Origin of the sequence: Sporosarcina sp. P25, assembly GCF_002743235.1 — a bacterium.
GTDB lineage: Bacteria > Bacillota > Bacilli > Bacillales_A > Planococcaceae > Sporosarcina > Sporosarcina ureae_B.
Genome location: NZ_PDYV01000013.1, coordinates 38684 through 61006, shown reverse-complemented (window position 1 = coordinate 61006; position 22323 = coordinate 38684). Strand labels below are relative to the sequence as shown.

Here is a 22323-nt window from a genome sequence, read left to right as displayed (position 1 = left end):
ACGCTTATAGTGCTCTTTCTGTGATCAGGTAACTATCGCATACACACATGTGTTGCGTAAGCCTTGCCCATTCGCAGAAGGAGCATTTTTGCGTAAAGTTCCTTCCAGTTCAAAATTTGTTCGTTTGGCTACTGCACGGCCTTTACTGTGGTTCTCGTCACAAACAAATTCTATCCGTACAGCCGATAAATCTGTAAATGCAAACTCCACAAGCTCTTTGATCGCTTCTGTCATATAGCCTTCGCCTTCAAACTTCGTATCCAGCCAATACTCTACTTCAAATTTGCGAATGCTCCAATCGATACGATGGAAACCTGCGCAACCAATGAATTCACCCGTTTCTTTTAAAAACAGATGAAAGTTCAAAGATTTTCTACCGATGAATTCAGAAACTGATTGACGTACATATTCCTCTGTCGTTTCAATCGTCATGTCTTTCTGCGCCCATCCAGTCCACTTACGCAACGTAGGCATTGAATGTGACACCGCACCCCAAACATCCATCACATCGTGTAATTCAGGTGCTCGAATATGTAGCCGCTCAGATTGTAGCTGTTCTTTGAAACCGGGTATGCTCTTAACATCACGTTCCCGGTCTTCCCAACGGACAGGCGTTGTCGTACCGGCCTCATAATCTTCTCTCGTCATTCCATATGTTACCGCATCATAATACGTGTTCTCTTTCGGAAGGAACCATGCTTGACGCAAGTGTGCTTCTTTTACAAAGCCGGCCCGCTCAAACGCTTTACGCATAGCTGCATTATCATGGCGTGTATGTCCTTCTATACGAATCTTATGCTCCGGTAATTCGAAGACGTATTGTGTGAGTTTTTTTAGCGCTCGCGAACCATAACCATACCCTCGAAAATGATCAGCAATCCGCAAGTCGAATAATGGAACGTCTTCCTGTAAGTCATAGACTTTTACGATTCCCACTTTTTCGTTTTCATTATTTTCAATCCAGAAGGTCTTTACGTCATCAGATGCATAGCCACCTTCTTCTATCGACTTTTCAAGCAACTCGCGACCTGGCTGACTACTATCATGATAAGGCCATGAGTTTGTCGTCATAAACTGAATAAGTAAATCTTGTTCTTCTATCGTCCATTCTTGTAAGCGCATTAAAATTCCTCCATCATGACTGCCTGTATGCAGGCGCCTCACATGACATTATAACGTTTGCTTTGCTTCAATTGCATGTTCATATGCAATTTTCACTAAGTCCGCGACATGCTCGTCTGCCAAAGAGTAGTATACCATTTTTCCACGTCTTTCTGATTTAGCCAATGAATGATCCCGTAAATAACGTAAATGATGGGAAGCGGTAGCGGATGAAGATTGAATCACTGCCGCTACATCACAGACGCACATTTCCGATTCCAATGTCAGTGAATAAGCAATTCGCAAACGTGTTTCATCAGCCAGTGCTTTGAATATTTGTACCATCTTCGTTACATCAGGGAGCTCTTTTCGAATTTTACGAACGACATCCTCATGCACAATCGTTACTTCACAAGCATCTTGATTTACCACATTTTCACCCCATTCAGTCGACTATAGATTACGGCAATTATAATAGATATGATAGTAAAAAATCAATTGACTCTTCTGTTCATTTCAATCAACACTTACTGGATATCGTCTTTGTTTTGTCCATGGATTTTTTCATATAATTCATCTTCCGTAGAAATATCCGCTAGCTTAACTTTCGATCGATAAGCAGCACGGATGATTACATGCCCCGCCACCGGTGCTGTCAAAAACACAAAGCCGATACCAAGAAGCAACCGTACGCTGATAAAGTTTTCAGAGAAGAGGAAATAGACGAATGCGCCGGATAATGTCAATAATACTGCCAATGTCGAACTTTTCGTTGCGGCGTGTGACCGAGTATAGACATCCGGTAAACGGATCAACCCAAAGACACTTAACATACTGGCAACAGCCCCTGTCAAAATCAATAAAGCCCCTATAAATTCACCGATCTCGCTTACGTTCAACTATTTTCCCCCTCTCAATAAATTTGGAAAATGCGATCGTTCCGATAAAGGAAAGAATCCCTAGGATCAAGATGGCTTCCAAAAATGCTTTTGTATTTAAAATCACCGACACGACGGCAATTGTAGCAATCAAATTCACACCGATTACATCGAGTGCCACCACACGGTCCGGTAGTGAAGGACCTAAGATAATCCGGATGACTGCCACCAAAATGGTCAGCGCGAATAGTATGACCGATATTGTCAGCATACCTGCTATCATCGTGTCACCTCCATAATCGCTTTCTCGAAATTCTTCAGTTGCTTAATCAATCCGTCGCGTGACTCTTCAACGTCCATTGCGTGAATATATAACTCATTGCCCTCAGAGGATACTTCCATCACAACCGAGCCTGGCGTTAAGGTGAGAAGCATAGACAGCATAGTCACTTCCACATCACTCGTCAAAATAGTTTTATATTTAAAGATACCAGGCTTAATACGCAGTGTAGGTCTCATGATTTGGGAGATGACCACAATACTTGACTGCGTCAGTTCCCTTATAAAGATTAACAAGAGCTTGCAGGCGGCATATACTCTGCGCAAATAGAAATGCGTATCGAAAAAACGGCTCATGACAAAGATAATGCCAAGCCCGACTAAAAACCCCATGAAAAATGTCGTAAATCTCAGTTCATCTTCATCCATCAGCGTCATCCACAAAAATGCGATGAATAAATTCAGCAGAAGCTGTAACGGCATGTCGTCTCCCCCTCCCTACTCTAAATCGTCACCCATCACAGCACGTATATACTGTTCCGGATTTGCTAATGCATCGGCTGCGTCCTGGACATAAGGCGACAGCAGTTCTGCACCTATACCTAATCCGACTACGAGTATTGCAAGCAATACGAGCGGCAAGCCGATCTTCTTTTGAAAAGGCTTCTGATCATCTTCACTAATCGTCGTTTCACCCCAAAAACTATTGAGGAAAATACGAAGAAGTGAATACAATACACCGATACTCGATAAAAATGCCACTGCAAGTAACACGTAAGATCCTGCTTCAATTGCACCTAATCCTATGTACACTTTACCGATAAATCCGCTAAATGGCGGTATTCCGGCAATCGCTAGCATCGTCAAGAAAAATAACCAACCGACTAGCGGATAGTTTCGGATTAGGCCGCTAATTTCATTGAACTTCGAACGTCCTGTCAAATACACGACAGTACCTGCCAATAAAAACAGCAATGCTTTACTGACCATGTCATGAATCAGATAATAGCTCGCACCTTGAAATGCAGTATTCGTAGCAACCGCAAGACCTGTCAACACAAAACCAACGGAAATGATGACGTTATACGAAACGATCTGACGTATATCTGAATAGGCAATCGCTCCGAGACAACCCGCAACCATTGTGACAATGGCTAGCCCGCCAATGATTTTATAAATAATTGGATCATGTATGAAGATTAATGTGAACATGCGGTATAGCGCATAAATACCGACCTTTGTCAGTAATGCACCAAACAGTGCCGCGACCGCAGTAGGGGGTGCGGAATAAGAACCCGGCAGCCAGAAATAAAGTAGCAAACCCGCTTTCAAACTAAAGACTATCAAGAAAATAATTGCGATCAATGTCAGTAGAGGTCCTTGTCCCGTTTCTGCTACGCGCGCAGCGATATGTGCCATGTTTAACGTACCCAGTACACCATATAAATACGCAATGCCCAACAAGAAAAACCAAGAAGCCAGCACATTGATCAATACATAAGTAATACCTTCCTTTAACTGTGTTTTACGCCCGCCAAGTGTCAGCAACACATAGGAAGCCAGTAACATTACTTCAAAACAAACAAACAGATTAAATAAATCGCCAGTCAGAAATGAGCCATTGACTCCCGCCACTAAAAACAGGAAGAATGGATAGAAAAACATCGCCTCTGTCTCAATCCCTGTCGTAGCGAATGCATACAGCAAAATAATACTGGAAACGATGCACGCAACCAATACTAATAACATGGCGAATGAATCGCCCACAAACAAAATACCATGCGGTGGTAACCAATCTCCAAAGTCCAAACGCATGATGCCGTTCAAATGAATTTGTTGGAGACAATAGGCCGCCACAGCAGCAGAAGCGATCGTCGTCAGTACACTAAGTACACGTTGTACACGAATATAAGGACGTAAGAATACTAAAATCACACCTACCAAAATAGGCAAAATCATAGGCAATACCAATATATTATTCATCTTCTTGCCCTCGCAATCCAGGTCCAGACTCTTGATACACACGGTAAGACAATACGAGTAAAAATGCTGTCACCGCGAAACTGATAACAATCGCCGTCAGAATCAACGCTTGCGGCAGTGCATCTGTATATTCAGCAGCTGTCTCTGTCAGCAAAGGAACATCGCCCTTTTTTAAACCGCCCATTGTCAATAATAATAAATGGATGGCATGCGACAGAATTGCTGTCCCTAAAATAATTCGCAACATCTCTTTTGATAAAAGTAAATAAACGCCTACTGCCACTAGCACACCTACCAGAAGGGTAATTAATGTCTCCATTACTCCACATCCTCACTGATTCCCAAAATAATCGTCACGACAACACCGAGGACAGTCAGTGCGACTCCTGCTTCGAAAATCGTCATCGTTCCAAGTTCTGTCTCACCAAAAACCGGTAAGTCTACAAGCCATGTCTTCTGTGATAGGAAGGGCTCGCCAAACACTAACGAGAACATTCCCGTACCTACCGCAAGCAACACACCAAGCGCCGCCACTCGCTTAAAATCAAATGGCGTGCCTCGGTGAACCGTTTCTATGTCATAAACTAAATACAATAATACAAACGCAGAAGAGAGCACCAGTCCGCCAATGAAGCCGCCCCCCGGATTATTATGTCCTGATAAAAAAAGTTCCACACCAAACGTCAAGATGATAAAAAATACGATCTTCGTCACTGTTTGTAAGATCACATCATTTTTTTTCAGGGTGATCCACTCCCTTCTTGCGACGCAACTTGACTAATGAATAGACACCAAGACCTGCGATGAATAATACCAATACTTCCAACATCGTATCGAATGCGCGGAAGTCACCGAGTATCGTATTCACTACATTCAAACCACCTGCAAGCCGTGATGCCGTTTCATAGTAAACGGAAATAGACGGATACAAGGAATGGCCTTGCACGAGCAAAGCGATAACGGTAACCACAACTCCGGATGCAACCGCGATCAATCCATTACGTACTCGCATGGAGATCGACTTATGCTCATTTTTCCATTCCGGTAGATAATAGAAGCACAGTAAGAACAGCACCGTTGTAACCGTCTCGACTATTATTTGTGTCAATGCCAGATCTGGCGCGCGGAATACTACAAATAGAATGGCGATGGAATAGCCCAGCACACCGTTAAGAATAATGGCAGTAATTCTGGATTTAGCAAATAAAATCGCTACACTTGAACACATCATAACGAAAATAATAATGCTTTCATTAATTTCAATCACAGCATCATTTGAAAAGTCGAAAATGAATTGCTGAAAACCTAGCAAACCTATACCGACAAGTGCAATGAAAAACAACATGATATATGCAACGTAATCCCGTACCGATCCGGTCATATACGTTTTCGTCACCACAGAAGCCACTCGTTCAATCCGTTGTAATAACGCATTATATGAGCGATCAAGCGTCCATTGTAAAAAGCCTAAACTGTAAATCCCTTTCCAGTAACGCAAGAAACAATACAATAAAACACCCGTGATCACCACGCCGATCGTCATGTAAATCGGCATTCCCCAACCATGCCACACTTTTATTTCTGGTACTAGACCAGGCATCCCCACAAATTGTGGATAGACCGCATTCATTGCTGGCCCTAAAATATACGTACCGAGCAGATTCGGGAATATGAAAATGAGTACGACCAGACTGCCAAGTACCATAGGTGAAATCAACATCTGGATCGGTGCTTCATGGGCAGGTCTTTGTCCGGGAACCGGTGCATGTACTTTGCCGAAAAACGTCTGAAATACTATGATCATACAATAAATAAATGTAAATATACTGCCGACCCATGCAACGATTGGGAACAATAAAACCAACGAATCCATTGATAATAGATTCGCTTCTTTCAATGACAGCGTCGCTTCAAAAAATAATTCTTTACTTAAGAAGCCGTTAAATGGAGGAAGTCCTGCCATGGAAAAACTACCAATCAATGCAATGGTAAAAGTAATGGGCATGATCGTTGCCAAGCCACCAAGCCGTTGAATATTACGTGTTCCCAGCTCGTGATCTAAAATTCCGACGACCATAAATAAAGATCCTTTAAAGGTGGAATGATTAATCATATGGAATAATGCAGCGAATGTAGCAGCGGTAAATAACGCGATGTGCGTGCTTTCAGAGGAAGCGAATGCCAATGAGCCGATACCAAGCAAACTCATGATCATACCCAGCTGACTCACTGTTGAAAACGCGAGTAACGCTTTCAGATCCGTTTGCTTCACCGCATTGACAGATCCCCACAACATCGTCAATAATCCAACACAAGATACGACGAAGAACCACGTCGTGTCTCCTGCGAAGACTGGAGTGAACCGGGCTACTAAATAAATACCCGCTTTAACCATGGTAGCGGAGTGTAGGTAAGCACTAACAGGCGTAGGGGCTTCCATTGCGTCAGGGAGCCAGATATGAAATGGAAACTGTGCGGACTTAGTGAACGCACCAACTAAAACAAGCAACATAGCAGGGATGAACAATGAGTCTGCTGCAATCACTTCTCGCATAGCGACTAATTCTTGCAAATTGAACGTTCCTGTAATCGTATAAAGCATTAAAAATCCAACCAACATGAAAATACCACCTGTGACAGTAATCAGCATGGATTTCTTTGCTCCGTACCTTGACTGTTTTCGGTGATACCAGAAAGCAATTAATAAGAAGGAAGAAATACTCGTCAATTCCCAAAACACATACAGAACAATCAGGTTATCGGATAACACGACACCTAGCATAGCTCCCATGAACAATAGCAAATATGTATAAAAGCGACCAATCGCTTCCCGTTCAGAAAGATAGTAAATGGAATACAATACAACCAGACTACCAATTCCCGTAATCAATAAAGCAAAGATCATACTTAGCCCATCTAAATGCGTGGAAAAGTAGACATCTGCAGAAGGTATCCATGGCAACGTGTATAAATATGACGCCCCTTCCGAAAGCGAGGGAACAAGACGAATTAGTAAGGCAAACAAGAACAATGGAATGGTGATTACAAACCAACCGATCCGACTTCCGGTCAAAAATTTATGTATAAATGGAACCAAACCTGCTGCGATAAATGGAATGAATATTGCCAGTAAGACGGTAATCAATCTAACACCTCCCAGAATTAATCGATTGTTAGTGTCAATAGAATGCTCAGAGACTCTTGACTGAACACTGTACGTTATGCATAATGGGACTCTAAGCAAAGTGTACAATCTCTACTCGAAAGTATACACTACTTTATCGAAAACCGCATAAAAAGCGCGGTCAGTATACAGTAAGTCCACGTTCGTAATCCTATACAGGATGAGGTTCTCTGGCGGAGTTGCAACGGAAAGCAATCCCCTAAAGTGTGAACCAGTTACAATTAGCTTATAGAATTCGAAGAGGTGATGAGTCATTATGGGCAAAATGAAAAGCCGTATGGACGAGAGTATTCTCGTTTGTGTGTATTACGGTCCAAATGGTGAACGTCTCATTAATAGAGGATATAAAATTGCAACAATCATGGACTGTCCGCTTTATATCCTGACAGTCGACCCTGCACCACTAGATGATTTTGATGTCGAGAAGTCCGAGTATATAGATCGTTGGAAAGAACTTGCAGACGAATTGGATGTTGAAGCATTCATTATCCGCGACGATGAGAAGCGCCCAACTGCAAAAGTCATTAAAGAAGTGGCTCACCAATTTGGCATTACACAAATCATCATCGGACAGACCGCGCAAAGCCGCTGGGAGGAAATCACAAAAGGCTCTTTCATGAACGTCTTGTTAAGAGAAATTCCATTTGTTGATTTCCATGTCGTGTCGGTTGATCGTGCGATTAAAAGTGAGATAGAAGGGTCGTTTGAAAAAGGCGTACGGGCGTATTTGATTCCCGATGGCGACAACTTCCGCATCAATTTCACGCTTACCAAGCATGCGCAGTACGAGGGAATCTTCTTTAAGGAAATTGGGACCGATTTTAACAACGGAATTTTTAAGTTCATGCAAAACAGCAAGATATGCCAGGTACAGATAGAAGATGACCAAGTACTCGACTCAAGCAAGATCCAGTGCAAGATACAAAATTAATATCACAAGAGATGTCCCAGAATGGGGCCTCTCTTTTTTACATGGATAGTAAGTTCAAGATCTAAGAATGGTTTCAGTGGGGGTAAGGAATAAGTAAAAGGAGACGCTTTCGAACTGGCAGCCTCTTTAGGAAAGCGTAATCACCGTAGTACCTATCTACACCCCGACACCCTGCGGATTTTCTCTCTTACTTTTCACATCAAAATAGAGCTATCCCGAGTAGTCATTAAATAATGATTTCGCGGACAGCTCCTGTAACTTCTATTATTCAGAAAGTTCTTCCCCTACGATCTTCACTTCCATTTCCAGATCAATCCCGAAGTTCTTCTTCACTTCCGCTTTGACCATCTCAATCGTCTGAATATAATCTGCCGCAGTGGCATTACTTTTATTGACGATGAACCCCGCGTGTTTAGTAGACACTTCCGCTCCACCAAAACCTTTACCTTGCAAGCCGCTATCTTGGATCAACTTTCCAGCGAAGTAACCGGGTGGACGCTTGAACACACTTCCTGCTGATGGATATTCAAGCGGTTGTTTTGATTCACGTTGAAACGTTAAGTCGGCAACTGCCGCATCAATTTCACACTGTTCACCTTGTGTGAGCCAGAACTCTGCTGATAGGACGTAATAGCCTTCTGTAGTAATGATGCTTTTACGATACCCTAGCTCCAACTCATCTTTTGAAAGCACGAAAATTCTTCCTTTGTCATCCATTACAGTCGCTTGATGAATAATATCTTTGATTTCTCCACCGTATGCGCCTGCATTCATTGCCATTGCACCACCGATTGAACCCGGTATTCCACAAGCAAACTCCAGACCTGTTAAACAAGCTATCGCTGCTTCTTTAGAGGCATCGATAATATTTGCTCCAGCTTCCGCAATCATTCGAGTACCAACAATCTCAATATGGTTTAGGTTTGCCATATACATTACGATTCCACGAACACCACCGTCACGAACGACCATATTAGAACCGTTTCCTAGCAACAAAATAGGAATTTCATGCTGATAAGCATAGCTAACAACCGCTTGCACTTCTTCTATTGTGCCAGGTGCCGCGAAGACATCCGCTTTACCACCTAGACGTGTTTTCGTATATTTGTTTAATGGCTCATCAAGTAATAACCAACCGCTTTTTATGTTATTTTGAAGATCTTCAAACCATCGATGTTTTGACATCTACATCAAGTCCTTTCACTATACGTGTCTCCAGTTTTACGGAAACAATCTTATCCATCTATTAGTATGCTTGCAATCAGTCCTTTTGACAAGGTTTTTCATTTTGACTTTTTATGTTTTTTCAATTACAGTTTAGCTAACTAAATATCCGTAAGGAGGAGTGAAAGTGAATACTTGGAAGGTAGATCCTACGGCGTCCACTGTTGGCTTTTCTGTTCCACATATGATGGTATCAACTGTCACAGGAACGTTTGAAGAGTTTTCAGGAGAATTACAAGGAAACATTGCGGACTTGACTAAAACAAAGATTAGTTTTCAAGTAATCGTTTCTTCAATCCAGACGAAGAATAGAGACCGTGATCTACATCTATGCTCCGCGGACTTTTTTAATGCCGAAACTTTCCCCGAAATGACATTCTCTTCCCGCACAATTTACAACGATACAGATGGTAGATATCAAATGTCCGGTGACTTGACTGTTAAAAACACGACCAAAAGAGCCTTATTCTGCATCACTCCCCAAGAAGTCACCGTCTTCGGTGCTACGTATCTCGTCGAGGGTAAAATCAAACGAAAAGATTTCGGATTAATGTGGAACCGTGCAATTGAAGCTGGTGGTGTAATGGTTGGCGATATTATTGATATCAAGATGTCCGTTGTAATTTGCAAGGAAAAAAGACAATAGAAAAGCACCATTGATTGATATTTCACTGGAACCCATTCCATTTTCATTCAACTATTGCACTACTTCAAACGGACTAGAAACCTATCAAAAAAGACTGAAGACAAAACTCCTCTTAATTTTCTAGAGTTTTCTTCAGTCTGAAAAACCATTCAGTTATTTAACTTTTCTTCAGATGTCACAAGCTCCATCATCACACTGCCCGCCATTATCTGTGCCAAGTACTTGCAACTTAGGTTTTGTACCCTTCTCTTCCTCAACAATCTTTTTAAACGCTTCGACAAATGCTTCAGTAGGCTGCGCTCCACTTATAGCAAATTTACGATTAATTACAAAGAATGGTACACCTTGAACACCAATTTCCCGCGCTTCTTCGATATCTTTTTTTACTTCATCTTCGTAATCATTACTATGAAGCATGTCTTTGGTTTCCTTTGCGTCCAATCCAGCTTCTGTTGCAATCCCTACGAGTACTTCTTCCGTATCGATACGCTCCCCTTCCACGAAATAACCGTGCATGAGACGCTCTGTCACTTCCTTCTCTACATTGTGCTTCTCTGCAAATTTCACTAAACGGTGTGCATCAAGCGTGTTAGATGTTTTCATTCGATCTACTTGATAGTGAAGATCAACGGTTTTTGCTTGCTCTTCTATATTACTCATCATGTTTTCTGCTTCTTGTTTGGTGACTTTAAATTTACTAGCTAATCCGTCCAATAATGATTGCTCTGAAGCCACGGGTGTATTCGGATCTAATTGAAACGCCTTGAATACAACTTCCGATTCCCCCTCGAGCCCTAATTGCTTCAATGCATGCTCCAAACGTCTTTTTCCAATATAGCAAAACGGACAAACATAATCTGACCATACTTCAATTTTCATTTTTTCCCCCACCTTTCTATTCTCTATTTTAGATTCAAGTAAAGTTGGCAACAATGTTAATGCTTGGGTTATATAATTTTACAGAATGAGGTGTCAGAATGAATCAATCTTTATGGCTCGCCACTGCTTATCCGAAATCTACCTATCCAACTGTAGATGATGATTTAACTTGTGATGTGTTAATCATCGGAGGCGGACTGAGCGGCATAGCAAATGCCTATTTTTTGTCTAAGCAAGGAAAGGACGTTGTGTTGCTCGAAAAAAACAGTTTGCTGCATGGGGCAACGGGAAATTCTACAGGTAAACTAACCGCACAACATGATGTAGTCTATGCAGACATGATTGAACAGTTTGGTGTGGAAAGCGCAAAACAATATTTTAATGCAAATGAACAAGCTGTTGATTTTGCGCGATCCATTGCGGAAGCAGATCAACTGCAAAATGCACACTCCGTACTATATTCTCAAACAACTGAAGGTACGGAACGATTACTTGCGGAGAAGAAAGCGTATGAAGCGATTGGGATTCCATTTATACTTGCGAGCAATGCACCCTACTTACCTTTTGAAACAGCTCACACTTTACTGATTGAAGACGAAGCACAAATTCATCCAGTGCGTTTTGGACAACAATTGGCAGAGCTCGCTGTAAAAGAAGGTGCACGAATTTTTGAACATGCACAAGTAGCCGCTCTGGATACTGATCGTCATTTCGTCAAACTCTCTTCATCTAAAATAGTGAGTTATCGACAACTAGTTATCTGCTCACATTATCCCATTGAAGCACTCGAAGGCATGCAAATTCTTAAACTGGACGTCCAGCGTTCCTATATTGCTGCGGCTAAAACCGATACTGTATTTGATCATCAATATATCTCGGTAGATGAGCCGAAACGCTCGATACGGACAGTGACGATCGATGACCAGTCTTACTTGTTGCTAGCCGCTCAATCTCATCCTGCTGGTTCGGAAAAAGAAACCCAACTACATTATGACAGCTTGACAGAGGATATAAAAACGACATTGGGGCATCCTGAAGTTGTCTACAAATGGTCGGCTCAGGATCCGTCCACACCTGATTTAGTGCCTTATGCAGGAGCTATTTCAAACTCTTCGCCGGATGTCTACATTAGTACAGGCTATCGAAAATGGGGATTATCTAATTCCTTAGCCTGTGCAGAAATTATCTCGGATGCGATTATCGGTCGACCGAATGCCGCAAGCGAATTATTTTCTCCTAGTAGAACCGATTTCGGCTCTTTATCCAGCCGGGCTTTACTATTAGCCGGGCGTACCGTAAAGGAATTTGCCGGTGGACATATCGCCCGGACTGACTCCCCAATTTGTACGCATATGGGATGTCGTACCCGTTGGAATAAAGGAGACCAAACGTGGGACTGTCCATGTCACGGATCACGTTTTCGTGCGGATGGAACCGTATTGGAAGGTCCTGCCACACAGCCCCTCGATTTAGGATAAAAAAACTGTCACGGAAGATCGGGCTACCGATTTCCATGACAGTCTGGTTATTATGAAAGTGCTTCAGTCAATACAGGTACAATTTGCTTCTTACGTGAAACGATACCTTTTAACAAAGCCGTATTATTATTGAATGCTACATTAAATGCAGAACCTGCACGTTCGGCTTCTTTTCCTAGCGCAATGATTACGGAATCGCTATTGATGATATCCGTCACAACAAACAGGAATAAATCTAGCCCTTTTTGTTCGATTACTTCATTTAATTCCGCTTCCAGTTCATCTTGTCGACCAAGAATATCTTGCAAGTCTACTGCATTTACTTGTGCGATTTCCATTTTCACATCGCCGAATATAAATTCTTTCGAATCCAGACTAGCCAAATCCTTTACAGGTACAGAGCTTAAGTCTGCTCCAGCTTTCAACATGTCCAAACCGTAAACAGCAGCATCTACTTCTGCAATGGCAGCTAGTTCTTTGGCTGCTACCTGATCTTGATCTGTGAATGTTGGCGATTTGAATAATAACGAATCCGATACGATCGCAGAAAGCATTAAGCCTGCAATGTTCTTCGGAATTTCAACGCCATGCTCTTTGAATAATTTATTCAATATAGTTGCCGTACAGCCTACTGGCTCTGCGCGATAATACAATGGATCGTTTGTCTGGAAGTTCGCAATACGGTGATGATCAATTACTTCTAACACTTGTACTTCATCCAAGTCATCGACACTTTGTTGTCTTTCGTTATGATCGACTAAGATGACTTGAGATGTTTCAGGTGCTGCTCTTTCAATTAAGCGTGGTGCTTCAAAACCGAAAGTTTCAAGCGCATACGCTGTTTCTTTCGTAATAGTCCCTAGACGAACAGCTTCTGCGTCCATACCGATTTGTTGTTTAAGATATGCATACGTAATCGCTGATGCGATGGAATCTGTATCCGGGTTTTTATGTCCAATGACTAACACTTTTGACATGTTTAATTCCTCCTATTTCACTATGTTTACTAACTATATTCTATCACACTATTCAGGATTGACTAGTAGGAAATAGTAAAGATTGTATTTCTTCCTTGTTATGAAGGAAATCTGCAATCGTGTAACGATCTAGCACAGCAAAGTAAGCTTGAAGTGCTTCGTATAAGACACCCCTTAGCTGACAGGCTTGAGACAATACGCACATATTTTTACTGGGATCAAAACATTCGACTAAGTGGAAATCATCTTCTGTTTTTCGAACTAGTTCGCCTACATTAATGCTATTTGGATTTACACTGAGACGGATTCCGCCACCCCGCCCACGAGTGGTTTCGATGAGTTCCAGTTTTCCTAACTCATGGACTATCTTGGTGAGGTGATTTTTCGATATTTGATAAGCATCCGAGATTTCTTGAACTGTGGACAGTTCATCCGATTGCTTGGAAGCTAAAAAAATCAGAACACGCAGCGAATAATCTGTATACATCGTTAAACGCATAATATCACCACTTTCTACTCTTTCATCATTATACCATTTTCAATTGAAAAATCATGGATTGACACCAGGCGTTACACGTAAAAGAATAACTAATTTTTGAATAGAATGTGACAATATTCACATTATATTTTTAAACATGTATTTAATATATAGCTTTTGAATTCTAAATGATTTATGATAGAGATATCAAATACGGAGAGGTTGTGCATTATCAATGTTAGATCAAAAAACTATCGACGTTATCAAATCCACAGTACCAGTATTAGAAGAGCACGGCACCGCGATTACTACGGCTTTTTATAAAAACATGTTTGTGGCTCATCCCGAATTACTAGATATATTTAACCATGCTAACCAATCTCAAGGTCGTCAACAGACAGCTCTTGCAAACACAGTATACGCAGCAGCGCAACATATCGATAACCTAGAAGCCATTCTACCGGTGGTTGTCCAAATCGCGCACAAGCACGTATCTCTAGGAATTTTGCCAGAACATTATCCAATTGTCGGAGAGTATTTATTGAAAGCTATTAAAGAAGTGCTTGGCGATGCAGCAACACCTGAAATTATGGATGCATGGGAAGCTGCTTATGGCGTAATCGCTGGCGCTTTCATCGGCGTAGAAAAAGATATGTATGAGAATACAGAAAAAGCTGATGGCGGATGGCATTTATTTAAAGACTTCGAAATTGTCGACAAGATAGAAGAAAGTGACGTCATTACTTCATTTTACTTAAAACCTGTTGACGGCAAAAAGTTGCCATACTATTTACCAGGACAATACATTACGATTCGATTGGAAATCCCTGGCGCGAAAAATATTGTCAACCGTCAGTACAGCTTGTCTCAAAAATCAAACGATGAGACTTTCCGTATCTCGGTTAAACGTGAAGATACATTATCACCTAATGGCGTAGTATCTTGCTACTTGCATGAAAATGCAAGTGTAGGCGACATCGTCGAAGTCAGCGCACCAGCAGGCGACTTCTATTTGGATCCTACTGGTACAGCACCTGTCACATTAATCAGCGGTGGAGTGGGTATTACACCAATGAAAGCTATGTATTCAACTATTGCAGACTTGTCTCCTGAACGTGAAGTGGCATTCTTGCACTCTGCACGTACACGCAGCCAACAAGCATTTGCGAATAAACTAGAGCAATTAAATGCTAAATTGCCAAACTCTACGTACAAAACGCTTTATTCAGAAGAGGGAGACGGCATGTTCACACGTGAATTCTTAGAAGACAACGTGATTGCAGGCAGTGATATCTATGTATGCGGACCAACTGGCTTCATGGAGTTCGTACTTCAACAACTTCATGCAATGGGTATTCCAGAAGAGAAAATTCACTTCGAGTTCTTCGGCCCAGCTGTAGCCCTTCAGTTACAATCTGTTTAAGCAGAAACAACCCCCACGAATTTTAAATTCGCGGGGGTTGTTTTTATATTTTATTCGGCATACGGATCGAAGCCATAATGAGTGCAACTACTAAAAACAGACCTAAATAGCCGACAACCGGATACAGTGTACTGACCAAATTTGTGAATCCAAAAAAACTCAGTGCATAGCCAATTACTAATGAACAGGCTACGAATAGCTTAAACTTCATCGTACCACTTTGGATGAATCGAGCACCAAACGCATAAAACATACTGACTGCTGTATTAAAGATCATACCGTATAAAATAACCGCCATGAAAATTGCAAAGATCGGTGAAATATTATTGATGATGGCAAGCATCGGTAAATCTGCCCCCGCCACGTTTTCCACTTGTGAAAAAAGTGCCAAATGACTTAACAGAATTAAAATACCTAATCCAAGACCACCTACAAATCCACCTCGCGCCGCAATCTTTTCATTCTCTTCCGCACCTCCCATGACAATAGCCATCGAAGCACCAACCGCAATATTAAATGACACATAGTTAATTGCAGATATGAACCAGTTAGGCAATGTCGTCGGCAATGCTTTGGCAACAGGATCAAGAACTGCGAAGGTTGTATCCATCGTGATGATACTGTAAACAGAGACAACAACTACCATAATAATTAAAAACGGTGTTACACTGCCGATTACAGCGACTACTTTATCTACGTTTAATAATATCGTCAAGAACACCAAAACTATCATAAGCAAACTACCTACAAATGTCGGCAAGCCAAATTGCTGATGTAAATTAGCACCCGCACCCGCTAGCATAACTACACCTACGCCAAATAGTGTAAAGATGATAATACCATCTACTATTACACCTAAATAGCGTCCACTGATTTTGTAGATCACGTCTTTATGTGAAGTTGTTCGCAATCGACTTCCAAGACGCGTTAATGTCATTCCTAAGTAAGCGAAGAGTGCCGTACAAATCACTGCGCCAATCATACCTAAATAACCGAAACTCGTAAAATACGTCATGATTTCATTACCGGAAGCAAATCCCGCCCCTACGATAATTCCAATAAATGCACTGCCCATTCTCAATATTTTTTTCATAATTTCCCCTATTCTTCTCTGTAACCAAATATATTCGAGATGTTCATTAATTTATTTTCTATACTTTGAGACGAACGGGTTGTCCTTTTCATAGAAACGCCAAGGGTAATGCACGGCTTCACCCGTGTTGCCAATCCCTACCCGCGGACCTGCTTCTATTTCAGCCTGAGGAAAGCCTTCAGCTATGTAGAGTGGCTTCTGTGTCCAATGATGTCCGTAGTATGACATCGTCACCCCGAGAGCCTTGGAAAGTTTCCCGGGTCCATTTGTAAGATCGGTTTCTCTCTTAATGTGTATGCCACGGCGTTGTTGCATATGACTTACTCCTTCTATTGGTTCACCTGCCCGTAGTAACACGGCATGCGGTGTCCCCTCTTGAGCACAGACGACATTCATTAGCGTGTGGGTATGCATCTGATATGTATATACGGATCCCGGCTTACCGAACATGACTTCCGTTCGCTTCGTTCTACGGTTACCATAACTATGCGCAGCACGGTCTTCAGCTCCGTGATACGCTTCAGTTTCCACAATTCTGACCACTGACAGTCCTTCGGGTTGCTCATGTACAATATATTGTCCGACTAGATTACGGGCAAGCTCTAGTACAGGTACATTGAAGAAAGATGAATCAATTGGTTCATACATATGACCTTCTCCTTTCAGTTCTTATGCCAATCCTTGTCCTTCTGCGAATTCACGATAGAGCTCATGTGTTTCCAATAGTTCTGCATGATTTCCTCTACCTGTAATCTGGCCATTCTCTAAAAACAGTAACTGGTTTGCATGCAGTACGGTAGCCAACCGATGTGCAATAATAAGCGTAGTTCTACCTTGCATCAAATGGTGCAACGCTTCTTGTACATGTGTTTCCGAACCGCTATCTAAATTCGACGTAGCTTCATCCAACAATAGAATCTCAGGGTTATGCAATAAAGCGCGCGCGATTGCAATGCGTTGGCGCTGACCGCCAGACAACTTCATACCGCGCTCCCCAACCATCGTATCGAATTGATCCGGCATACCTTTTATGAATGTATACGCATTGGCAGCTTTTGCAGCTTCAATGACTTGTTCAAGAGGCGGTCTCTTTTCAAGACCATACGCAATGTTATCTAAGATAGTTCCGCTTAATAAAGGGCTTTCCTGCGACACATAGCCTATACGCCGACGCCAGTCGGATAACGGAATCGTTTGGATCGGATCTTCTCCAAGCCGTATTTCCCCCGAAGTCGGTTGATAGAATCTCTCCATCAATGAAAAAATCGTCGTCTTCCCTCCACCGCTTGGTCCGACGAATGCCGTTACTGTTCCTCGCTCTGCAGTGAATGAAATTCCGTTCACTACACCTTTTCCATCTTCATATGAAAAATGAACATTTGAAAATGTAATGGCACCTTCCATTTTCGATGTACGTACACCATCTGCCGGTTCTGAATCCATTCGTAGAATCCCTTGAATTCTTTCTGTCGCCCCTATCGCCTTTTGGAATGAAGTGAAAAATTGAGCCATTCGTGCGAACGGAATGATAATCTGAAACAGCAAGAAAATAATTGCAACCAATGTTCCAGCTGATAATGCTCCTTTTGCAACTTGCGCTCCTCCATACCCGAGAATCACTACTAGGATGCCCATCATCGTCAACATCATGATAGGTGAAATAACAGCTTGGATTTTCGCTTCTTTCAACCCATAACGAAATAGGGATTGAATTGCATTTTTGCCTTTCTCTCCTTCAATAGGTTCCGCGCGGTATGCTTTCACTAACCGAATATCCCCAAGCACACGGCCGAGATGTCCCGAAAACTTTGCCATTTCAGCCTGTGTCGCTTTTGCTACTTTGTGCATTAAGCGTCCAAGCGGAAATAAAATTGCCATACTAACAGGCACACTGATCAACATGATGATCGTCATTTTCCAATCGAGCACCAGTAAAATAATGACCGCTCCGATAATCGAGATCATACCCGAGATGAACGAGACTAAGTGCTCTGAGACAAGTGATTTTAATATGGTTGTATCTTGTGTAATCCGACTCATCGTTTCGCCCGTTTCATTTTGATCAAAATACGGCACAGGTAAACGCAGTACTTTTTGCCATAACTGATTACGCAAGTCCGCAACTACTGTCTCGCCAATAAAGGCAAGCATATAGTAGGAGAAACCTCCGGCAATTGCTTGTACCACGAATAAAACGAGCAGGAAAATGCCGGTCTTCCAGTTCAATAGCTCACTGGTGAATGAGTCTACTAAATCTTTGGTTATTAATGGCACAGCAAGTCCTGCAGCCGTTTCAACGAGAGATAGCACTAGGGCAACGATGGTTACGGCTACTGGCCAATGCAATGTCTTGACTAGACTCATAAAGTTTTTAACGGATCCTTTAGGTTTTACTTGTGCATTCATGATGTATCCTCTTTTCTACTTCATTCAAACGGATAGTTCATTTCCCCTTGAAGATATTCACCAATGCGACGCCAATCGGCTTCCAGTTCAGGTCTAAGGGATGGGCGATAAAACACTGAAGCCGGATGGAATGTCGGTATTATAGTGTACGATTCATCTGTTAGGCTATATTGTTTATCTTCTAATTTTGCTAAATATTGCACTGGTTGCGTCAGTACTTGTCCATGAAGAACCGTGACCTTCGCATGTTTACCTAGCAATCGCTGCAAGCCAATATTCCCCAGTGTGACAATGAGCTTTGGTTGAAGATTGGCAACTTCAAAATCAAGGACTCGTGCATGAGCCAATTGCTCCTTTTGTGTGGGTGGACGATTATACTTACGTTCCGTCAAACTACCATCCCGTTCTTTCCTCGTCCCCCATTTGTAAGGTCTACTGCGGAACGAACTCGTCATATAGACATCTTCACGTGTTAACCCGATTGATGCAAGAGATTTCATCAATTCATCACCTGCACGACCAATGAACGGAACACCATGAATCGCTTCGTGTTCACCCGGTGCTTCACCAATTAGTAAGAGTGTTGGTGATTGCGGACCTTCTCCGTGGACAAAGCCTTCTACTGGAAATCCTTCGCTGCGTTCTAAAGCTATACGCGCAATTTCATCTGGTACACGAAACATTGCATTCACTCCTTTCTACAATTATAAAGGTTTCGCTACCGAATAAAAAATGTTAACCATCGAAAAAGCCGCTCCCATTTATGTAAAATGAAAACGACTTATCTTATACTATGTTAACTCAGTTTGTTTTGTTTCTGTTCCTAGGAAAATAACAGCTAATACACCTATCATAATTGCTGCGCAGAAAATACCAAAGATGATTCCGAAGCCATATCCAGCTGTTAACAGTGATCCAACGAGAAGTGGTCCGAAAATACCTCCCACACGCCCAACTGCCGCTGCAACCCCAGAGCCTGTCGCTCGAATAGCGGTAGGATATTGTTCCGGTGAATATGCATAAAGAGCTCCCCATGCACCCAAGTTAAAGAAGGATAGAAACGCACCAGCAACCATCAACGTAGTCAATGTCTCCGCATTACCGAAAGCTAAAGCACTGAGTGCCGTTCCGAATAAATAAGTAGCAAGGACGAACTTGCGCCCCATGCGTTCAATTAGCCACGCGGCACTGAAGTAACCTGGTAACTGTGCCAGGGTCATCAATAATACATAGCCAAAGCTTTTGATTAAACTGAAGCCTTTGATCACCATGACGCTTGGTAGCCAAAGGAACATACCGTAATACGAGAAGACCACGGCAAACCATACGATCCACAGCATAAGCGTCCGTCTTCTAAATGCCGGTGCCAGTAATTGCTTTAGTTTCTGTCCTGTCGTTTGCGATATCTTTCCTTGCTCTTCAAACTTCTTAGAGTCGGGTAAGTTACGTCGTAAGTAAATCGCATAAAATGCCGGTAGTGCCGTGATGATCAGTGCCACTCTCCAACCGAACTCCGGAATAATGAAATAGGCTATTAAAGCCGCTAAGAGCCAACCCGCTGCCCAAAAACTTTCAAGCAACACCACTACACGTCCCCGCTCTTTTGCGGATACGCTTTCCGAAACTAATGTAGAAGCAACAGGCAACTCCCCACCTAACCCAGCTCCTACTAAGAAACGTAAAGCTAAGAACGCCCATAACGTTGTCGTCAAAGCGGATAAGCCGCTCGCAACTGAAAACAAAACCAATGTCATCATAAATACTTGCTTACGTCCAATCCGATCGGCTAATAAACCGAATCCGAATGCACCTATCGCCATACCGATGGAATTAATGCTACCTATCCAGCCCATCTCAGTCGAAGTTAGATTCCACTCTACGGCTAGTGCAGCAATGACGAATGATAGGATTCCAACGTCCATCGCATCGAACATCCAACCAGTACCTGCGATACCCAGTAATTTATTTCGTGAGATTTCCTTCTTTTTCACAGGTCTTCTACCTTTCTATTGTGCAATCTTTATATGTCTTTACAGGTGTCATTATAGCACTTTTTGTTTGTATTTGACTAGTTTTGTTTTCTGGGGATTTCTGGATGTGATTGGCTGTGGGTAGTTATAGAGCGGGACGGCTGTGGGTATGAGCGGATAGCGAACGCGATTGAGCGCGACGAATCCGGCTTTGAGCGGATAGCGAACGCGATTGAGCGCGACGAATCCGGCTTTGAGCGGGTAGCGAACGCGATTGAGCGCGACGGCTGCGGGTATGAGCTTATAGCGAACGCGATTGAGCGCTTGTCATAGTTTAATGAGCGCGGCTGATAAATTACGGCTAAAAAGATGATCATGAAGAGAAAAAACCCCAGAAGACAGAGTCTCCTGGGATTTCATTCATTCTTATAGTCCAACCTCTACTTCTTTGATCATTTCTTTGATTGATTGAAGACCGCCACCAGATAGGTACCAATATTCACCGTTCAAATAAACCATTTTGTCATTCTTGAATGCGTTTGTTTTCTTTACAAGATCGTTTTCGACAGAATCTTTCGCTGTTGCGCCGTTACCAATTGCTGCGTCGCGGTCGATGATGAAGAGAATGTCTGGGTTTGTCTCTAAGATATATTCAAACGTGATATTTTGTCCATGAGTAGAAACTTCGATGTTCTCGTCAGCAGGTTCAAATCCGAATACGTCATGAACTAGTCCAAATCGTGAGCTTGGGCCGTATGCACTGACTTTTCCTTCAGTTGCTAGGATGATCAATGCTTTGCTGTCGATACCTTCAGTTTTAGTTTTGATTTCTTCAATGCTTGCATCTACGTCTGCTAATTCAGTTTTCATTTCATCTTCTTTATCGAAGATTGTAGCAATTTTACCCATGTTCTCTTTGAAAGATTCCATGTAGTTAGACGTATCAACGCCCATGTAGATTGTTGGGGCAATTTCAGATAGCTGATCATATAAGTCTGTTTGACGTCCAGAGATGAAGATCACATCTGGCTTCATTGCATTGATTGCTTCAAAGTCTGGCTCTTTCAAACTACCTAGATTCTCATACTTTTTGTCTTCATATTTAGAAAGATAACCAGGTACGTTTGATTGTGGAAGTCCTGCTACTTCAATTCCTAGTTCATCCAATGTATCTAATGTTCCGAAGTCAAAAACTACTACCTTTTCAGGGTTCTTTTCAAGTGTTGTTTCACCAAGTTCATGTGTAATGGTTACTTCTGTGCTTTCTTCAGCTGGCTTATCTTCAGGTGTAGCATTGTCTGCAGGTTTTTCTTCGTCTTTTGCGCCGCCACAAGCAGCCAGTGCTAACATTAAGATCAATGCGAATAAGGATAGGGTAAGTTTCTTCATTTCA

23 protein-coding genes are annotated in these 22323 nt (G+C 42.2%); 4 read left to right on the top strand and 19 right to left on the bottom strand.

Annotated elements, in window-relative coordinates:
- Window positions 1-24 precede the first annotated feature (24 nt).
- The 9 genes from CSV70_RS11870 to CSV70_RS11830 all read right to left on the bottom strand — a co-directional run bounded on the left by CSV70_RS11870 (window position 25) and on the right by CSV70_RS11830 (window position 7386).
- Window positions 25-1122 carry a GNAT family N-acetyltransferase gene (locus CSV70_RS11870; protein ID WP_085131931.1) on the bottom strand — a complete coding sequence of 366 codons (1098 nt, stop codon included), beginning with the start codon at window positions 1120-1122 and terminating at the stop codon, window positions 25-27.
- Between the two features lie 48 nt (window positions 1123-1170).
- A complete protein-coding gene (locus CSV70_RS11865; protein ID WP_085131932.1) occupies window positions 1171-1533 on the bottom strand; it encodes an ArsR/SmtB family transcription factor in 363 nt (120 codons plus the stop codon).
- Between the two features lie 95 nt (window positions 1534-1628).
- The gene (locus CSV70_RS11860) at window positions 1629-2000 is read right to left on the bottom strand and encodes a Na+/H+ antiporter subunit G (RefSeq protein WP_085131933.1); all 372 of its coding nucleotides are present in this window, start codon (window positions 1998-2000) and stop codon (window positions 1629-1631) included.
- The gene (locus CSV70_RS11855) at window positions 1978-2262 is read right to left on the bottom strand and encodes a Na(+)/H(+) antiporter subunit F1 (protein ID WP_029054753.1); all 285 of its coding nucleotides are present in this window, start codon (window positions 2260-2262) and stop codon (window positions 1978-1980) included. The genes CSV70_RS11860 and CSV70_RS11855 overlap by 23 nt, the downstream gene beginning before the upstream one ends.
- Window positions 2259-2741, bottom strand: a complete 483-nt coding sequence (locus CSV70_RS11850) for a Na+/H+ antiporter subunit E (protein ID WP_085131934.1) — start codon at window positions 2739-2741, stop codon at window positions 2259-2261. The genes CSV70_RS11855 and CSV70_RS11850 overlap by 4 nt, the downstream gene beginning before the upstream one ends.
- 15 nt (window positions 2742-2756) lie before the next feature.
- Window positions 2757-4241: a Na+/H+ antiporter subunit D gene (locus tag CSV70_RS11845; protein ID WP_099629193.1), complete on the bottom strand. Its 1485-nt coding sequence runs from the start codon at window positions 4239-4241 to the stop codon at window positions 2757-2759.
- Window positions 4234-4560 carry a Na(+)/H(+) antiporter subunit C gene (locus tag CSV70_RS11840; RefSeq protein WP_085131936.1) on the bottom strand — a complete coding sequence of 109 codons (327 nt, stop codon included), beginning with the start codon at window positions 4558-4560 and terminating at the stop codon, window positions 4234-4236. Before CSV70_RS11840 ends, CSV70_RS11845 begins: the two co-directional genes overlap by 8 nt.
- Window positions 4560-4985: a Na(+)/H(+) antiporter subunit B gene (locus CSV70_RS11835; RefSeq protein WP_085131937.1), complete on the bottom strand. Its 426-nt coding sequence runs from the start codon at window positions 4983-4985 to the stop codon at window positions 4560-4562. Before CSV70_RS11835 ends, CSV70_RS11840 begins: the two co-directional genes overlap by 1 nt.
- Complete coding sequence (locus tag CSV70_RS11830) at window positions 4972-7386, bottom strand: Na+/H+ antiporter subunit A (RefSeq protein ID WP_199171622.1); 2415 nt, start codon at window positions 7384-7386, stop codon at window positions 4972-4974. Before CSV70_RS11830 ends, CSV70_RS11835 begins: the two co-directional genes overlap by 14 nt.
- A 295-nt stretch (window positions 7387-7681) precedes the next feature.
- Between CSV70_RS11830 and CSV70_RS11825 the strand changes: the two genes are divergently transcribed.
- Complete coding sequence (locus CSV70_RS11825; RefSeq protein WP_085131938.1) at window positions 7682-8356, top strand: adenine nucleotide alpha hydrolase family protein; 675 nt, start codon at window positions 7682-7684, stop codon at window positions 8354-8356.
- A 264-nt stretch (window positions 8357-8620) separates the two neighbouring features.
- Here CSV70_RS11825 and murB read toward each other — a convergent pair whose 3' ends face one another.
- Window positions 8621-9541, bottom strand: a complete 921-nt coding sequence (gene murB / locus CSV70_RS11820; protein ID WP_085131939.1) for a UDP-N-acetylmuramate dehydrogenase — start codon at window positions 9539-9541, stop codon at window positions 8621-8623.
- Between the two features lie 166 nt (window positions 9542-9707).
- Here murB and CSV70_RS11815 point away from each other — a divergent pair, with 166 nt between their 5' ends.
- Window positions 9708-10226 (top strand): YceI family protein, encoded by a 519-nt coding sequence (locus CSV70_RS11815; protein WP_099629192.1) that lies wholly within the window; start codon window positions 9708-9710, stop codon window positions 10224-10226.
- Between the two features lie 168 nt (window positions 10227-10394).
- Here CSV70_RS11815 and CSV70_RS11810 read toward each other — a convergent pair whose 3' ends face one another.
- Complete coding sequence (locus tag CSV70_RS11810; RefSeq protein ID WP_099626753.1) at window positions 10395-11105, bottom strand: DsbA family oxidoreductase; 711 nt, start codon at window positions 11103-11105, stop codon at window positions 10395-10397.
- A gap of 98 nt (window positions 11106-11203) precedes the next feature.
- Between CSV70_RS11810 and CSV70_RS11805 the strand changes: the two genes are divergently transcribed.
- Window positions 11204-12583: an FAD-dependent oxidoreductase gene (locus CSV70_RS11805; protein ID WP_085131942.1), complete on the top strand. Its 1380-nt coding sequence runs from the start codon at window positions 11204-11206 to the stop codon at window positions 12581-12583.
- A 50-nt stretch (window positions 12584-12633) separates the two neighbouring features.
- Here CSV70_RS11805 and CSV70_RS11800 read toward each other — a convergent pair whose 3' ends face one another.
- Together CSV70_RS11800 and CSV70_RS11795 are read right to left on the bottom strand one after the other, a co-directional pair.
- Window positions 12634-13560 (bottom strand): manganese-dependent inorganic pyrophosphatase, encoded by a 927-nt coding sequence (locus tag CSV70_RS11800; protein ID WP_085131943.1) that lies wholly within the window; start codon window positions 13558-13560, stop codon window positions 12634-12636.
- 52 nt (window positions 13561-13612) lie between these two features.
- Window positions 13613-14059, bottom strand: a complete 447-nt coding sequence (locus CSV70_RS11795; protein WP_085131944.1) for an RrF2 family transcriptional regulator — start codon at window positions 14057-14059, stop codon at window positions 13613-13615.
- 190 nt (window positions 14060-14249) lie between these two features.
- Between CSV70_RS11795 and hmpA the strand changes: the two genes are divergently transcribed.
- The gene (gene hmpA / locus CSV70_RS11790; protein WP_369822359.1) at window positions 14250-15461 is read left to right on the top strand and encodes an NO-inducible flavohemoprotein; all 1212 of its coding nucleotides are present in this window, start codon (window positions 14250-14252) and stop codon (window positions 15459-15461) included.
- Between the two features lie 43 nt (window positions 15462-15504).
- Here hmpA and CSV70_RS11785 read toward each other — a convergent pair whose 3' ends face one another.
- The 6 genes from CSV70_RS11785 to CSV70_RS11760 all read right to left on the bottom strand — a co-directional run bounded on the left by CSV70_RS11785 (window position 15505) and on the right by CSV70_RS11760 (window position 22319).
- A complete protein-coding gene (locus CSV70_RS11785) occupies window positions 15505-16554 on the bottom strand; it encodes a YkvI family membrane protein (RefSeq protein ID WP_099629190.1) in 1050 nt (349 codons plus the stop codon).
- A 51-nt stretch (window positions 16555-16605) separates the two neighbouring features.
- Window positions 16606-17202: a DNA-3-methyladenine glycosylase gene (locus CSV70_RS11780; protein ID WP_085131947.1), complete on the bottom strand. Its 597-nt coding sequence runs from the start codon at window positions 17200-17202 to the stop codon at window positions 16606-16608.
- Window positions 17203-17223: 21 nt separating this feature from the next.
- Window positions 17224-18960 (bottom strand): ABC transporter ATP-binding protein, encoded by a 1737-nt coding sequence (locus tag CSV70_RS11775; protein ID WP_099629189.1) that lies wholly within the window; start codon window positions 18958-18960, stop codon window positions 17224-17226.
- Window positions 18961-18980: 20 nt separating this feature from the next.
- On the bottom strand, window positions 18981-19643 hold the full coding sequence (locus CSV70_RS11770; protein WP_099629188.1) for a uracil-DNA glycosylase: 663 nt from the start codon (window positions 19641-19643) through the stop codon (window positions 18981-18983).
- Between the two features lie 108 nt (window positions 19644-19751).
- Window positions 19752-20894, bottom strand: coding sequence for an MFS transporter (locus CSV70_RS11765; RefSeq protein ID WP_198166116.1), 1143 nt, complete (start codon window positions 20892-20894; stop codon window positions 19752-19754).
- Window positions 20895-21356: 462 nt separating this feature from the next.
- Window positions 21357-22319 carry a siderophore ABC transporter substrate-binding protein gene (locus CSV70_RS11760; RefSeq protein ID WP_099626750.1) on the bottom strand — a complete coding sequence of 321 codons (963 nt, stop codon included), beginning with the start codon at window positions 22317-22319 and terminating at the stop codon, window positions 21357-21359.
- Window positions 22320-22323: the final 4 nt, after the last annotated feature.

Bases quoted from the DNA above. Each gene is read 5' to 3' on its own strand.
- CSV70_RS11870 (WP_085131931.1), bottom strand. From the start codon at position 1,122: ATGCGCTTACAAGAATGGACGATAGAAGAACAAGATTTACTTATTCAG.
- CSV70_RS11855 (WP_029054753.1), bottom strand. From the start codon at position 2,262: ATGATAGCAGGTATGCTGACAATATCGGTCATACTATTCGCGCTGACC.
- CSV70_RS11850 (WP_085131934.1), bottom strand. From the start codon at position 2,741: ATGCCGTTACAGCTTCTGCTGAATTTATTCATCGCATTTTTGTGGATG.
- CSV70_RS11845 (WP_099629193.1), bottom strand. From the start codon at position 4,241: ATGAATAATATATTGGTATTGCCTATGATTTTGCCTATTTTGGTAGGT.
- CSV70_RS11840 (WP_085131936.1), bottom strand. From the start codon at position 4,560: ATGGAGACATTAATTACCCTTCTGGTAGGTGTGCTAGTGGCAGTAGGC.
- CSV70_RS11825 (WP_085131938.1), top strand. From the start codon at position 7,682: ATGGGCAAAATGAAAAGCCGTATGGACGAGAGTATTCTCGTTTGTGTG.
- murB (WP_085131939.1), bottom strand. From the start codon at position 9,541: ATGTCAAAACATCGATGGTTTGAAGATCTTCAAAATAACATAAAAAGC.
- CSV70_RS11810 (WP_099626753.1), bottom strand. From the start codon at position 11,105: ATGAAAATTGAAGTATGGTCAGATTATGTTTGTCCGTTTTGCTATATT.
- CSV70_RS11805 (WP_085131942.1), top strand. From the start codon at position 11,204: ATGAATCAATCTTTATGGCTCGCCACTGCTTATCCGAAATCTACCTAT.
- CSV70_RS11800 (WP_085131943.1), bottom strand. From the start codon at position 13,560: ATGTCAAAAGTGTTAGTCATTGGACATAAAAACCCGGATACAGATTCC.
- CSV70_RS11795 (WP_085131944.1), bottom strand. From the start codon at position 14,059: ATGCGTTTAACGATGTATACAGATTATTCGCTGCGTGTTCTGATTTTT.
- CSV70_RS11785 (WP_099629190.1), bottom strand. From the start codon at position 16,554: ATGAAAAAAATATTGAGAATGGGCAGTGCATTTATTGGAATTATCGTA.
- CSV70_RS11780 (WP_085131947.1), bottom strand. From the start codon at position 17,202: ATGTATGAACCAATTGATTCATCTTTCTTCAATGTACCTGTACTAGAG.
- CSV70_RS11775 (WP_099629189.1), bottom strand. From the start codon at position 18,960: ATGAATGCACAAGTAAAACCTAAAGGATCCGTTAAAAACTTTATGAGT.
- CSV70_RS11770 (WP_099629188.1), bottom strand. From the start codon at position 19,643: ATGTTTCGTGTACCAGATGAAATTGCGCGTATAGCTTTAGAACGCAGC.
- CSV70_RS11765 (WP_198166116.1), bottom strand. From the start codon at position 20,894: ATGTTCGATGCGATGGACGTTGGAATCCTATCATTCGTCATTGCTGCA.
- CSV70_RS11760 (WP_099626750.1), bottom strand. From the start codon at position 22,319: ATGAAGAAACTTACCCTATCCTTATTCGCATTGATCTTAATGTTAGCA.